The organism is Mesorhizobium sp. B2-3-6 (genome assembly GCF_006442305.1).
GTDB lineage: Bacteria > Pseudomonadota > Alphaproteobacteria > Rhizobiales > Rhizobiaceae > Mesorhizobium.
In genome coordinates, this window is record NZ_VFVW01000003.1 from 43,969 (window position 1) to 58,427 (window position 14,459).

Below are 14,459 nucleotides of genomic sequence, written 5' to 3' on the forward strand. Positions count from 1 at the left end.
GGCCGCGAAAGAACCAGCGACGAAAAGCTTGGCGCCCTCTACTCCGCCGGCATGGCGACCGGCCGCGCCAGCATCCGGCCGGCCAGCACGATGCCGAGCCCGACAACGGGGAAGACGGCCGCGATGAGGCCGAGATCGGCCGGACCGCCATAGCGCAGCACGGCGCCGCCAACCACCGCGCCGAGCGCCACGCCGAGATAGAGCGCGGAGGCGTTGAGCGACAGCACGATCGGGGCAGCGTCCGGGGCGAGCTTGATGATGCGGCTCGCCTGCGCCGGCGGGAAGGCCCAGCCGACGATGCCCCATGGCACCATCATGCCCATCAGCGCCGGCCCGGCGAGATGATGCGGCAGAAAGGCCGGGATCAGCGAGAAGGTGACGAGCATGGCAGCGCTCAGCGCCAGCGACCAGCCGACGGTGCGCGTAGCGCCGAAGCGGTCTGCGGCCTGGCCGCCGGCGATGTTGCCGATGACGGCGCCGACGCCGAAGGCGAGCAGCATGCCGGGCAGCGCTATCGGGGAGAGCCCGCTGGCTTCGATGGCCAGCGGCGCGATGAAGCTGAACACGGTGAAGGCGCCGATGAGGGCAAGTGTGGTCGTCACCAGGATCGGCATCACGCCGGGACGCATTGCCGCCGCCAGCCGACGCTTCAGCGGCAGCTTGGTGCCGATGATGCCGCGCGGCAGCCGATACCAGAGGATGGCACCGGCGAGCGCGCCGAGGCCTGCGATGGCATAGAACGTGCCGCGCCAGCCGGCTATCGCCGCGACCAGCGCACCGAGCGGGGCGCCCACCGCCACCGCCACCGTGGTGCCGCCGACGACGACGGCAATGGCGCGGGCCCGGTGATGATCATCGACCAGCGCCACCGCCGTGCCTTGCGCGGTCGCCGCGAACAGGCCAGAAGACAGCGCCATGATGATGCGCGCGGCGAGCAGCACTTCGAAGGAGGAACTCAAGGCCGCGGCAACATTGCCGATGACGAAGAACACCAGCGTCCACAGGATGACGCGGCGCCGGTCCCATTCGCCGGTCAGCGTCGCCAGGATCGGCGTGCCGACCGCATAGGCGAGCGCGAAGGCGGTGATCAGCGTGCCGGCGAGCGGAACGGAGATGCCGGCATCCCTGGCGATGTCGGGCAGAAGGCTGGAGATGACGAAGCCTTCGGTCGAGATCGCAAACGATCCGAGCGCAAGCCAGAAAATCCGCTTGTCCATGGCGATGTGTCCTTAGTTCAAAAGTTATTGAACAATTGGACATAACCCGGCAGGATGTCAATGAAGCCAGGGAAAAATAGCACAACCATCCTGACAGCCCTGTGTCAGCACGGTCGTGAAAGGGAGAGCGGTGTGCACGGCAGACGCGGAGCGGGTGCGTTGAAATCGGCCGGAACTGTGCTTAGGTTGCAGCCATGAGCCTGCCACATCCTAATACGGACCAGATCAGCCTGCCGATCGTGCTCGCCGTGCTCGGCGACCCGACGCGGCTGGCGATCGTGCGTTATCTCGCCAGCAAGGAAGGCGTGCCGCTGAACTGCAGCAAATTCCTCGATCTCGCCTCCAAGACCAATCTGAGCTACCACCTGGCAAAGCTGCGCGAGGCCGGCGTGACCCGCGCAGAAGTGGCCGGCACCAACCGCATGATCACGCTGCGCCGCGCCGATCTCGATGCCCGCTTCCCCGGCCTGCTCGACAGCATTATTGCCGCCGCAGGCGAAGATCCGGCGCTGCCGGCGGTCGGCGGCCATGATATCGAAGTGACGGCCTGACTCGCGGGATCTGGGTTCTCGCCCCCACGGAAGTGGGGAGAGGAAACGCTGCCTCACAACCGGAGTTCCCCATGCGCATCGCTGTCCTCGCCGATATCCATGGCAATGTGCTGGCGCTTGACGCCGTGCTCGCCGACCTCGAGCGGCGCGGCGGCGCGGATATCACGGTCAATCTCGGCGACAGCGTTTCGGGTCCGCTCTGGCCGCGCGAGACGTTTGCGCGGCTGGAAGCGCTGGACCTGCCGACCGTGCGCGGCAATCATGACCGCCGCGTCGCCGCCGATCCGGCCGATGAGACCATGTGGGCCTCCGACGTCTACGCGCGGGAACGGCTGACCGGGGCGCAGCGCGAGGTGCTGTTCGCCCAGCCTCTGACGCTGGAGATCGCGCCCGGCGTGATCGCTTTCCATGCCAGGCCCGATCATGACGAGAAATACCTGCTCGATGCGATCACCGATGGCCGGCTGGTGCGTGCGCCGCTGGCGGCGATCCGGCGGCGGTTGAAGGCGCTCGATCCGGCCTGCCGCCTGGCCCTGTGCGGCCATAGCCACCGGGCCGAACTGATCCGCTTGCCCCGCGGTCCGGTGATCTTCAACCCGGGCAGCGTCGGCTGTCCCGCCTATGAAGACTCGACGCCGCCGGCGCATTCCTCCGAGCAGGGCGCGCCGCATGCGCGCTATGGCATCGTCACTTCAGGCGAGCCCGGCCGGCCCGACCGTTTCGAGGCCATCGCCGTCGACTACGATCACGAGGCGGCCGCCAGCCAGGCCGAACAGGCGGGACGGCCCGAATGGGCCCATGCGCTGCGAACCGGCTTCATGCCCGGCTGAATGCTCTTCGCATTCATGCCGCCAGGCTGCTCTCTCCCCGCTCTCCGATCATCGCCCTCACGCAGCTCCGTCCCTGCCGGAAGAAAATCTCGCTTCTGGACATGGCGCAGCGTCGTCGCCTATAAAATCGGCTTCGCGTGTGGCGGCGTTTTCGTATCTGGCGGTGCCTTTGGTAATGCAATCTATCGGCCACGGCGAAGCGATGAAGCGCCGGTCTATGCTCCGAACGACGCTCTTCGCGCTGATCGCCGCTCCTTTGCTTCTGACGGTGGCCCATGCCGAGGATGGGCCGTTCATCTCCATCGTCACCGGCCTCGCGCCCGACGATCTCCTCAACGTCCGCGCCCAGCCATCGCCGATCGGCAAGACCGAGGCGCGTCTGGCCAACGGCGCCAGCGTGAACAATCTCGGCTGCATCGATGTCGATGGCCGCCAATGGTGCAAGGTCGAGGCCGAGAACCCGAAAATCAGCGGCTGGACCCCCGCGCGTTACCTGAACCCCGTCAATCCGGCTTCGCCGCCCGATCCGGATCAGGCGGATGCGGCCGCCGCCGCGACCAACGATGCAGGCCAGGCGCTCGGCGCCGCAACGGTCAGCCCCGCTGCCGCGCCGCCGCCCGCCTTGCCGCCCGACCTGACGGCGCGGCTGGGCGGAGCCGACAATGCGGCTGCCCCCGCAACCACGCCGAAATCCGCCGCGGTAATCGCCATGCAGGATGCCTACGGCCTGGCGCTGGTGGCGAATGAACCGCCGTCCACTGGGGAGAATCCGGCTCAGGCGGAGGCCAGCGCCGGAGGCGCCGCCATTGAAATTCCCTGTGCGCGCAATGTTGGCCAGCCGATGACCCTTTGCGCGGCAAGTGTCGAGCACAAGGGCAGCGACAAGGCCGACGTCACCGTGACCTGGCCGGACGGCGGCAGCCGCGTCATCTCCTTCTACGGCGGCCTGCCCGCAGGTTCCGACGGCGACAGCGATTTCCGCTTCACCCGCGAAGGCAGCCTCAGCATGATCCGCGTCGGCATCTCGGAGCGATTCGAGATTACGGACGCGGTGGCGTTTGGGGATTAGTTTGGAAGGCAATAGGGCAGTAGGGCAGTAAGGCAATATGTGAAGTGCCTGGAGTGACTGCCCTACTGCCCTACTGCCCTACTGCCCTACTGCCCTACTGCCCTACTGCCCTACTGCCCTCATTTTCGGGGTTACATCAGGCAAAACTCTTCCCTATAAGGCCCTCCTAGCCTGATACCAGAATCGCAAGCACAACCGGCCGGGTCTCCCGTCCCGGTTTTTCGTGCAAGCCGCTCGCCGAACGGAATTCATAAAGATGCCAAGACGCACCGACATCAAGTCGATCCTGATCATCGGGGCCGGCCCCATCGTCATCGGCCAGGCCTGCGAATTCGACTATTCCGGCACGCAGGCCTGCAAGGCGCTGAAGGAAGAGGGTTTCCGCGTCATCCTGGTCAATTCCAACCCGGCCACCATCATGACCGACCCGGAACTGGCCGACGCCACCTACATCGAGCCGATCACCCCCGAGGTCGTGGCCAAGATCATCGCCAAGGAGCGACCCGACGCGCTGCTGCCGACTATGGGCGGCCAGACCGCGCTCAACACCGCGCTCTCGCTGCGCCGCATGGGCGTGCTGGAACGCTATAATGTCGAGATGATCGGCGCCGACGCCACGGCCATCGACAAGGCCGAGGACCGGGCGCTGTTCCGCGAGGCGATGAAGAAGATCGGCCTGGAAACGCCGAAGTCGATGCTGGCCAACGCCACCGACGTCAAGAATGCCGACCGCAAGACGCATGAGGCCGAGCGCGCGGCGCTGAAGGCCGAAAAGCCCGACAATCTCGACGCCGCGCTCGACGCGCTGGAGACAAGCTGGAACCTCGGCGAAGGCGACCGCAAGCAGCGCTACATCAGCCATGCCATGGCGATCGCCGCCCAGGCGCTCGACCATGTCGGCCTGCCCGCCATCATCCGCCCCTCCTTCACCATGGGCGGCACCGGCGGCGGCATCGCCTACAACAGGGCCGAATTCTTCGACATCGTCCAGTCCGGCCTCGACGCCTCGCCGACCACCGAGGTGCTGATCGAGGAAAGCGTGCTCGGCTGGAAGGAATACGAAATGGAGGTCGTCCGCGACAGAGCGGACAATTGCATCATCGTCTGCTCCATCGAGAACATCGATCCGATGGGCGTGCACACGGGCGATTCGATCACCGTCGCGCCGGCGCTGACCTTGACCGACAAGGAATACCAGATGATGCGCAACGCCTCGATCGCGGTGCTGCGCGAGATCGGCGTCGAGACCGGCGGCTCCAACGTGCAGTTCGCCGTCAACCCGGCCGATGGCCGCCTTGTCGTCATCGAGATGAACCCGCGCGTCTCGCGCTCATCCGCACTGGCCTCCAAGGCGACCGGTTTCCCGATCGCCAAGATCGCCGCCAAGCTTGCCGTCGGCTACACGCTGGACGAGCTGGAGAACGACATCACCGGCGGCGCCACGCCCGCCTCGTTCGAGCCCAGCATCGACTACGTCGTCACGAAAATCCCGCGCTTCGCCTTCGAAAAATTCCCCGGCGCCGAGCCGGTGCTGACCACCGCCATGAAGTCGGTCGGCGAAGTCATGGCCATCGGCCGCACCTTCCAGGAATCCTTGCAGAAGGCTTTGCGCGGTCTGGAGACCGGCCTCACCGGCCTCGACGAGATCGAGATCCCCGGCCTTGGCCATGGGACGACGCCCGCCAGCCATGTCGACGACCGCAATGCCATCCGCGCCGCACTCGGCACCCCGACGCCCGACCGGCTGCGCATGGTGGCGCAGGCGATCCGCATGGGCACCTCGCTCGAAGACGTGCACGCAATGTGCAAGATCGACCCCTGGTTCCTAGAGCAGATCGCGGGCATCCTCGCCATGGAAGCCCGCATCCGCGAGCACGGCCTGCCTGAGGATGCCGCCAATCTGCGCATGTTGAAGGCCATGGGCTTTTCGGACGCCCGCCTCGCGTCACTGACGAGGACCGACGTGGAAGTCGTTCAGAAGATTCGCGAAAAGCTCGACGTTCATCCAGTTTATAAGCGCATCGACACCTGTGCGGCCGAGTTCGCGTCGCCCACCGCCTACATGTACTCCACTTATGAAGTGCCCTTCGCCGGCGCGCTCGCCAACGAGGCGCAGGTGTCGTCGCGCAAGAAGGTGGTTATCCTCGGCGGCGGTCCGAACCGCATCGGCCAGGGCATCGAATTCGACTATTGCTGCTGCCATGCCGCGTTTGCGCTGCGCGACGCCGGCTATGAAGCGATCATGATCAACTGCAACCCGGAGACCGTGTCGACCGACTACGACACGTCGGACCGGCTCTATTTCGATCCCCTGACGGCGGAGGACGTGCTGGAGATCCTGCGCGCCGAGCAGGTCTCGGGCGAGCTGGTCGGCGTCATCGTCCAGTTCGGCGGCCAGACGCCGCTGAAGCTCGCCGATGCGCTGGAGAAGGCCGGCATCCCGATCCTCGGCACCTCGCCCGACATGATCGATCTGGCGGAGGACCGCGACCGCTTCCAGAAGCTGCTGCACAAGCTCAATCTCAGCCAGCCGAAGAACGGCATTGCCTATTCGGTCGAGCAGGCCCGCCTCGTCGCCGGCGAGCTCGGCTTCCCCCTGGTGGTGCGCCCCTCCTATGTGCTGGGCGGCCGCGCCATGCAGATCATCCATGACGAGGGCATGCTGCAATCCTATTTGCTCGACACCGTGCCCGGCCTGGTGCCGGAGGACATCAAGCAGAAATACCCCAACGACAAGACCGGCCAGATCAACACGCTGCTGGGCAAGAACCCGCTGCTGTTCGACACCTATCTCTCCGGCGCCATCGAGGTCGATGTCGACTGCCTCTGCGACGGCAAGGCGACCTTCGTGTCGGGCATATTGGAGCACATCGAGGAGGCCGGCATCCATTCGGGCGACTCGGCCTGCTCGCTCCCGGTGCACTCGCTGCCTTCGGAGCTGGTCGACGAGTTGGAGCGCCAGACGGCAGCCCTTGCCCGCGCGCTAAATGTCGGCGGGTTGATGAACGTGCAGTACGCGATCAAGGACGGCACGGTCTATGTGCTGGAGGTCAACCCGCGCGCATCCCGCACCGTGCCCTTCGTCGCCAAGACCATCGGCCGCCCCATTGCCAAGATCGCCGCCCGCATCATGGCCGGCGAGAGCCTGGAAGACGCCTTCGCCCATTACGGCGCCATGCCCGACCCGCGCAATCCCGGCCACATCGCGGTCAAGGAAGCCGTCTTCCCCTTCGCCCGCTTCCCCGGCGTCGACATCCTGCTCGGCCCGGAAATGCGCTCGACCGGCGAGGTCATGGGCCTCGACCGCGATTTCGCGCTTGCCTTCGCCAAGAGCCAGTTGGGCGCCGGCGTCGACCTGCCGCGCTCCGGCACGCTGTTCGTCTCGGTGCGCGACGAGGACAAGAAAGGCATATTGCCGGCGGTCAAGCGCCTCGCCGGCCTCGGCTTCAAGGTGATGGCCACGTCAGGCACCGCCCGCTTCCTCGCCGAAAACGGCGTCGTCGCCGAGAAAATCAACAAGGTGCTCGAAGGCCGCCCCCACATCGAAGACGCCATCCGCAACCGTCAGGTCCAGATCGTCTTCAACACCACGGATGGCCAGAAGGCGGTGTCGGACTCGAAGTCGTTGCGGCGAGCGACGCTGATGCAGAAGGTGCCGTATTACACGACTCTGTCGGGTGCCGCCGCGGTGGCCGAAGCGATCGCGGCGCTGAAGGCTGGGAGCTTGGAGGTGCGGCCGCTGCAGGAGTATTTTGCTTGAGGCATCTACTTCCACACGAGAGGGGAGCCGGCAGCAAGCATGAGTTCATCCGTCGAATCAGATAGCGGCCTTCGCCGCAGGAACGCATATTGACAGGTTAATTTCACTGTCCTGCGATTCCACTTCGATTCGCTCGACAAATTTCTTCAAATTAGATACAGAAACGCTTCTTTAAGAAGTCTAGCTCTGTATTTTCTAATAAAAGACAGAAATGTCGCACGCGGCGCCGCGTATGGATGCCTAAGGATAATTTCTATATCCTTTTTAAGCTCAGTTCCGATATTTCCATAAAGAAGATACTTCTTTAATAGTTGGCTCTCGTTCAACCCTGACAAAAACTCATACTCACGCAACCTTTCGCGTAAGTAATTCATCGAAAATAAGGTTCTAGCTCTCGGTTCGGCAGAAAGAAGGTTGAGCGAGGCTTTAACTACGGTATCGATTCGACCGCCTTTCAACGGATACCTTGCAGAAAATCTCCTTAACTCTCTATCGAATGCACCTATATTTTTCTTCGAGACAGCACTAAGTAATGAAAGAGCCCTATACTCTTTGAACTCACGCTTTGAAAAATGCCTTGTCTTAGAGGCATTAAAATTTAGACCCAAGTTTAGTAAGAACCTAGATGCTTGATGCATGGTAGCTTCAAGGTGAATCCTTGACTTTCCGAACAGGACTATGTCGTCAGCCCACCTTAGATATAATATTCCTTCACTTTTACAATATTCAATAAAATTTCTGTTGAATTGATTCAGATAAAAATTTGAAACAATTCTAGACGCGTCTGAAATTATTTCCTGAGGTATTCCCTTTGATGAGGGGCTGTACCCCTTTATACGCCTGTCCCAATAATTTAAAAAATACCCAAGCAGAGAGACAATCTCGTCGTTTCCAGGAACCTTGCTTCTGATGTTATTTATCAGGCGACCTATGTCGATCGTGTCATAAAAGTTAGCAACATCAGACACAAGAACGTAATTTCCAACAGTAGAATCGTTACAAGTCTCAATGAGAAGATCGGTAAACTGAGACCAATCCTTGAACCAAGCTCTCCTAGAAAAGGTGTCGCGAAAATAAGGATCGATTATGTCATCTTCTTTCTCCGGGTCCCTTACCTTCTTGGCCAATTTCGGAACGGACCGGTATGCGCCATACACTCCCTCGAAATCCTCAATGAGGTACTCTTGGAGGGCGAGCACAATTAAGTAATATACAGTCATATCTTCAGCTGTCAAAATCGGGACAAACCGGGTACAGCCAGCAGATTTCAGATAACCAAGGTAGCCATGCCCTATTGATGGAATGTACTTATGTTGCTTAATATCTGATTTTAATTGGTCGATCGATGCAACAATTTCTTTTAGTTCTTTTGCGCCGATGATTGGAACGATACTCTCACTAAGTTTTTTCCAAATTGGGCGAGCATTTTTGGTAGTGATTATTGCGTCAAAAGCACTCATACTTGTCCTGAGCAATTGAAAGGCATTTTGGCACCGTCACGGACAAAAACCGCAGCTGACTGGCGTGAGGTACCGGCAAAGGTGTTACGATTCAACTGAGACGTCAGGTCTCAACATTAATAGCAATTGGCTTCGACGCCTTAGCTTTCGCTCTTTCCAATTTGCTCGCGGCTTTTCGCATCCTAGCGACCGCTTCCTTCGCCTTGTCGCCTTCGATCGTGTCCCGCTTGATCACCTCATTTTCGACCAACTGCGATAGGTTCTCGTTACCGACTTTGAGGTCTGGAAAGAGCTTCCGGATTTCGCGACGTACCACCGAAGTTACTGCTTCGGACCGGATGACCGCCGAAACCGTAAACTTGTTGAACAACTGGGCCTGCTGATGGAAGGCATCCATCGCATCGGTGGTCAGCCCTTCCTTGGCATATAGGAAGAGGCATTGCAGATGATCCTCATTCTTGGGATTCATGTCGGCAAGTACGATGCGGCAAACTTCTTCGTGGCTGATCTGGTTTGCTACGTAGATGCGGACCAGCCGCCATTCGACCGCATTGGTCAGGATCACCCAGTGAATGCCTTGGTGAGCCCCATAGTCAATAACCTGCCTCAGGTGATTCTCGGCCAAGCTGCTGCCTGCTGATTTCACTTCGACAAGCAATCGCAGTTTCCCTGCGATCTTGATCGCGAGATCACAATATGTGGCCTTAATCTGATGTTCCGATGTCAGTTCATCATATTTATCATAGCCAAAGACATCAGCCAGGATGTCTTTGACTAAGGTAACTGTGTCGGCTTCCGCGACATCCGATTTTTGCTGAGCGAGCGTGATCCCCTGATACTTCTTGAGATTCAACGCAACCCGTTCGACGAATTTTTTCGGTAATTTGTTCAATGACTCGCCCTCCCTATCCCCGAAGTGAGTTGAGGACGAGTTTACTTGAAAGACAAGTAAAAACTTGCGCTAAGGATTCCCGCCCTTGGCGGGCTCAGAGCATTCGAAACTCGAACCGCCAAACAATCAGCTTTCGTCCGCTACCCGCGTGCTTCTCACCCCTCACCCCACAGCCACACACTCAATCTCGATATCAGACTCCATCGGCCAAGACGCCACCGGCACGAAACTCCGCGCCGGCGGGTTGGTCGAGAAGTACCTGGCATAAACCCGGTTAATCGCGTTGTAGAAGCCGGAATTGACGGCGTAGATGCGCACCATCACGACATTGTCCAGCGAGGTGCCGGCCGCTTCCAGGCAGTGTTTCAGCGCCTTGAGCGACGCCTCGGTCTGCACCTCGATGTCGCCGCGCACCATCTCGCCGGTCACCATGTCCACCGGCGGCGTCGCCGAGATGAACACGAATCCGTTGGCCTTCACCGCCGTCGAACAGGGCAGGCCGAGCGCCCGCACCTTGTCCGACATGACGGGCACTTCGATGATTTCTTTCTTCATGGTGGTGCTCCCTGGGTTTGGGGGAGCTTATAGTGCCGGCCGGGGAACGCCAGCGCCGACCCGCAGTCCAGAGCCGGAACTCGTCCCTCGCCTGCGAAATCTCGTAGGGCGCTCCCCCTGGCGCCGACGCGTTGTCCAGCGCTCACCCCTGCCCCGGATAGGGTGTGCCATCCTTGTGCAGGAAGCGTCCGTCCGAACTCGGGCTCATCATGTCGATGTCGGAGCAGGTGATGACATCGTCAGGGTTGCGCGAGCCGACCTCGAGATAGAGCGCCGTCGTGGACGAGCGGTTGATGAGGTGGTGGCCATTGCCGCTGTTCTTGGCGAAGGTGGCGCAGTCGCCGGCGCTGAGCAGCGTCTCGCCGCCATCCTCGACCAGCGTTACCTCGCCTTCCAGCACATAGACGAACTCGTCCTCATGGCTGTGCCAGTGACGCTGGCTTGACCAGCCGCCGGGCGGCAGCGTCATCAGGTTGACGCCGAAATCGGTGAGCCCGCCGGCATCGCCAAGCCGGCGGCGCGTGCGGCCGGCGCAAGGGCCATCGAAGGGCGCGGGATAGCCCGAGCCCTTGCGGATGGGCAGGGATGCGAGGTCGAGTTTGGGCATGGGTGCTCTCGGGGTGGTGGTGCGGCAGTGTAGTCCCACGCAGGCCTGGGAAGAACCCTGGCCGTCGCGCCGCCCTACGGCGCCCCCCCTCTGTCCTGCCGGACATCTCCCCCTCAAGGGGGGAGATTGGCTGTCGCGAATGCTTTCGGCAAATTTTCGGCGTGGGCAGAAAGAGCCCCGACGCCCAAGCTGCCGATCTCCCCACCTGTGGGGGAGATGTCCGGCAGGACAGAGGGGGGCGCCGTAGAGTGCTGTCGTCTGCGGTTCAGCTCCCTCTCGACCGCCCTCACCCCTGATGCGCCGCGCCCAGTTCCTTCACGTGCTTCTCGTGCATCTTCAGCGTCGGCAGCGTCTTCTTGGCGAATTCCTTCATCGCCGGGTCGTCGCCCGATTGGGCGTAGGTGCTGAAGAGCGCGACGGCGTCCTTGTGGGCGGCTGTCTGCATCATGATGTATTTGGTGTCGAAGTCCTTGCCGCTGGCGGCCTTGAGCTCGTCGAGCTGGCCCTGTTCTTTCGGCTGCAGCGCGGGGCCGGCCGGCTTGGTCGAGGCGGTGGTCTGGCCCTGCGCGAGCGCCGCCTTGAAGTCCTCGCCGGCCTTCGTGTGGTCCTTGATCATCTGTTTGGCGAAGGCCTTGACGTCGGCCGACGCCGATTTCTGCTCGGCGAGCTTGCTCGACTGGATCTCGAACTCGTTGGCGCCGGGCACCGTCTTGATGAAGGTCTGCGTGTCGACCTTGCTGTCGGCCGCCAGCGGCGTCGTTTGGGCGGTGGATTGGGCAAGCGCGGCGGGCGCGGCGGCGAGCAAGGCCGCGGCGGTCATGGTCAGAAGCGTTTTCATCTGCAATCTCCGGTCGGAATGGTTCCCTCGGGATTCCAACGCCGCAGATGAGCGGAAGTTGCGCCGGGGCACCTTGCCGTCAATGGCAGCATGCCTCGCCATATTGCAGCTGCTCGTGCCAGTTCGGCCGGCCCTCCGGGGTGAAATCCATCAGGTTCCACAGGATCTCGCAGGTGCCGATGGCGCGCGGGTCCTGGCCGGGCTCGGGCGGGGCGAAGCCCAGCTCTGACGACCAGAAATGCCTGATGCCGTCAGCGTCGCGGTTGAACACCGACAAAAGCGGGATCTGCGCGCGGTCTGCATCCTCGGCATTGTAGTCGCGCTTGAAGCTGTTGTTGGCCGACGACACCAGCCGCATGTTCTTCCAGCCACGGTCGCGGCCGAGCGTGACGAGGTTTTCGAGCGCGGTTTTCGCCACCACGGCGAAGTTGAACCCGGCCGCCTGGAGATGGCCGACGGCGCCGTCGAACTGGTCGAGCAGCGCCGTGCAGGACGGGCATGGCTGGTCCGGCCGTGCCAGCTTCGCCGTGCCGCCCGTCATTGCCACGTCGCGCGTCTCCTGCGGATGGCGCGGAAACATCATCTGGTAGAGGATCAGCGTGTCCTTGCCGGGTGCGAACAGTTCCGACAGCTTTATCTCAGCCGCCCTGCCCTCGGCATCCAGCCCATCGAACACGTAATCCTGTGGCACCAGCCCGCCCGGCGGCAACGCGCGGCGCGCCACGGCCACATCCTCCATGGCGCGGCGCAGCGCGATTTCCTTCTTCAGCAGCTTTTCGCGGGCGGCGCGGTATCTGGCGGATTCGTTGGGGAAGGTGATCATGATCGGCTCCTTGGGTCACAGCGCCGGCGTCCCGGCGCGGTTGCTCTAAGACCTAAGGACGCGCCGCTGCGGCCGGTTCCGACAATTTTCCCCTCACCCCTTCACGCCGCCGGCGGTGAGGCCCGAAACGATCTTGCGCTGGAAGATCAGCACCAGCACCACCAGCGGCACGGTGACGATCACCGATGCGGCCATGATGTTGCCCCATGGAATCTCGAACTGCGAATTGCCCGACAGCAGCGCGATCGCCACCGGCACGGTCCGCTGCGCGTTGTTGGAGGTGAATGTCAGCGCAAACAGGAACTCGTTCCACGCGCTGATGAACGCCAAAAGCCCGGTGGTCGCCAGCGCCGGCCACATCAACGGCAGGAAGATGCGCGTGATGATGATCCACGGCGTCGCGCCGTCAAGGATCGCCGCCTCCTCGACCTCGACCGGCAGGTCGCGCACGAAGGCGGTCAGCACCCAGACGGTGAACGGCAAGGTGAAGATCATGTAGGAGAAGATCAGCGCGACAAGCGAATTGTAGAGGCCGAACATCCGCACCAGTTCGAACAGCCCGGCCAGCACCGCCACCTGCGGAAACATCGACACCGACAGGATGGTAAGCATCAGCGCCGAGCGGCCGCGGAAGCGCACGCGCGCCAGCGCGTAAGCCGCAGTGACACCGAGCAACAGCGAGAGCGCAACGACCGCGCCGGAGACCACCAGCGAGTTGATGAGATTGCGCACGAAAGCGCCTTCTGTCAGCACATTCCTGTAATTTCCGAGGCTGAACGTCTTCGGCCAGAGGTCGGCCTGGAACAGTTCGGTCCCCGATTTCAGGCTGGTGACGATGGCGTAATAGAAGGGGAATACCGCGACCAGCACGATGACCGCGACCAGCAGGTAGAAAGCCGTCCGCTTCAGGATCCACATCTCAGCGGCCCCCCTCGAGGCTGATCCGGCCGATCCGGATATAGGCCATGGTGAGAAGGGCAAGAATGAGGAACAGCAGCGTCGAGGCGGCCGAGCCGTAGGCGAATTTGTCGAACTCGAACAGGTTCTCGCGGGTGAACACCGACATCGACTTGGTGTGCACATTGTTGGGCGTCAGCACATAGATGAGGTCGAAGATGCGCAGCGCGTCGAGCGCGCGGAAGATCACCGCCACCATCACCGCAGGCCGGATCAGCGGCAAGGTCACCCGCCAGAATATCTGCCACGGATTGGCGCCGTCGAGCCTGGCGACCTCGATGATCTCGCGCGGCAGCATCTGCAGCGCGGCAAGGATGAGCAGCGCCATGAACGGCGTCGTCTTCCAGATGTCGACGACCAGCACGGCCGCCATCGCCGTGTCGGCGTTGGCCGTCCAGGCGATCTTGGTGTCGATCAGGCCGAGATTGAGCAGAACCACATTGATGATGCCGAACTGGTCGTTGAGCATCCACTGCCACATCTTGGCCGAGACGATGGTCGGGATCGCCCAGGGGATGAGGATCGCCGCCCTGACGATGCCGCGGCCCGGGAATTCGGCATTGAGCACCAGCGCGACGACGATGCCGAGGATCGTCTCGCAAGTCACCGAAATCACCGCGAAGCGCACCGTGTTCCAGACGGCGCTCCACCAGATCGGATCGGCCAGCACACCATCATAGAGCACCCGGCCGCTCGGCATGCGCAGCACCGAGAAGTAATTGGCGAAACCTGCCCACTGGCGGGCGTCGAGATCGGCCAGCGAAGCGTCGGTGAAACTGAAATAGACCGTGCGGGCGAGCGGCCAGCCGGCAGCGGCGGCGAGCACCAGGAGCATCGGCGCCAGGAACAGCCAGGCCGAACGCACGCGCTGGCGCATCAGCCGCGAGCGCGGGCGGTGGG

Annotated in this window: 13 protein-coding genes; 4 read left to right on the forward strand and 9 right to left on the reverse strand. The window is 62.1% G+C overall.

The window, feature by feature from the left end:
- Positions 1-38: 38 nt before the first annotated feature.
- The gene (locus FJ953_RS09375; RefSeq protein ID WP_140516769.1) at positions 39-1,217 is read right to left on the reverse strand and encodes an MFS transporter; all 1,179 of its coding nucleotides are present in this window, start codon (positions 1,215-1,217) and stop codon (positions 39-41) included.
- A 194-nt stretch (positions 1,218-1,411) separates the two neighbouring features.
- On the opposite strand from FJ953_RS09375, the gene FJ953_RS09380 reads away from it, so the two are divergent.
- From FJ953_RS09380 to carB, 4 genes are all read left to right on the forward strand, one after another.
- Positions 1,412-1,768 carry a helix-turn-helix transcriptional regulator gene (locus FJ953_RS09380; RefSeq protein ID WP_140624066.1) on the forward strand — a complete coding sequence of 119 codons (357 nt, stop codon included), beginning with the start codon at positions 1,412-1,414 and terminating at the stop codon, positions 1,766-1,768.
- Positions 1,769-1,839: 71 nt separating this feature from the next.
- Positions 1,840-2,598, forward strand: a complete 759-nt coding sequence (locus FJ953_RS09385) for a metallophosphoesterase family protein (protein ID WP_140624067.1) — start codon at positions 1,840-1,842, stop codon at positions 2,596-2,598.
- Between the two features lie 217 nt (positions 2,599-2,815).
- Entirely contained in the window at positions 2,816-3,667 is an 852-nt protein-coding gene (locus tag FJ953_RS09390) for an SH3 domain-containing protein (protein ID WP_246674768.1), read from the forward strand.
- Between the two features lie 256 nt (positions 3,668-3,923).
- Positions 3,924-7,427 (forward strand): carbamoyl-phosphate synthase large subunit, encoded by a 3,504-nt coding sequence (gene carB / locus FJ953_RS09395; protein WP_140624071.1) that lies wholly within the window; start codon positions 3,924-3,926, stop codon positions 7,425-7,427.
- 146 nt (positions 7,428-7,573) lie between these two features.
- Here carB and FJ953_RS09400 read toward each other — a convergent pair whose 3' ends face one another.
- From FJ953_RS09400 to FJ953_RS09440, 8 genes are all read right to left on the reverse strand, one after another.
- Positions 7,574-8,887, reverse strand: coding sequence for an RNA-directed DNA polymerase (locus FJ953_RS09400; protein WP_140624073.1), 1,314 nt, complete (start codon positions 8,885-8,887; stop codon positions 7,574-7,576).
- 103 nt (positions 8,888-8,990) lie between these two features.
- A complete protein-coding gene (locus tag FJ953_RS09405) occupies positions 8,991-9,779 on the reverse strand; it encodes a type I restriction enzyme HsdR N-terminal domain-containing protein (RefSeq protein ID WP_140624075.1) in 789 nt (262 codons plus the stop codon).
- A 162-nt stretch (positions 9,780-9,941) separates the two neighbouring features.
- Positions 9,942-10,334, reverse strand: a complete 393-nt coding sequence (locus tag FJ953_RS09410; RefSeq protein ID WP_140624077.1) for a RidA family protein — start codon at positions 10,332-10,334, stop codon at positions 9,942-9,944.
- 142 nt (positions 10,335-10,476) lie between these two features.
- A complete protein-coding gene (locus FJ953_RS09415; RefSeq protein WP_140624079.1) occupies positions 10,477-10,941 on the reverse strand; it encodes a cupin domain-containing protein in 465 nt (154 codons plus the stop codon).
- A 286-nt stretch (positions 10,942-11,227) separates the two neighbouring features.
- Positions 11,228-11,779 carry a DUF4142 domain-containing protein gene (locus FJ953_RS09425; protein WP_140495937.1) on the reverse strand — a complete coding sequence of 184 codons (552 nt, stop codon included), beginning with the start codon at positions 11,777-11,779 and terminating at the stop codon, positions 11,228-11,230.
- Between the two features lie 79 nt (positions 11,780-11,858).
- Positions 11,859-12,602, reverse strand: coding sequence for a DUF899 family protein (locus FJ953_RS09430; protein WP_140524862.1), 744 nt, complete (start codon positions 12,600-12,602; stop codon positions 11,859-11,861).
- A gap of 93 nt (positions 12,603-12,695) precedes the next feature.
- Positions 12,696-13,520 carry a carbohydrate ABC transporter permease gene (locus tag FJ953_RS09435; protein WP_140524863.1) on the reverse strand — a complete coding sequence of 275 codons (825 nt, stop codon included), beginning with the start codon at positions 13,518-13,520 and terminating at the stop codon, positions 12,696-12,698.
- A gap of 1 nt (position 13,521) precedes the next feature.
- The gene (locus tag FJ953_RS09440; RefSeq protein ID WP_140524954.1) at positions 13,522-14,436 is read right to left on the reverse strand and encodes a sugar ABC transporter permease; all 915 of its coding nucleotides are present in this window, start codon (positions 14,434-14,436) and stop codon (positions 13,522-13,524) included.
- Positions 14,437-14,459 lie beyond the last annotated feature (23 nt).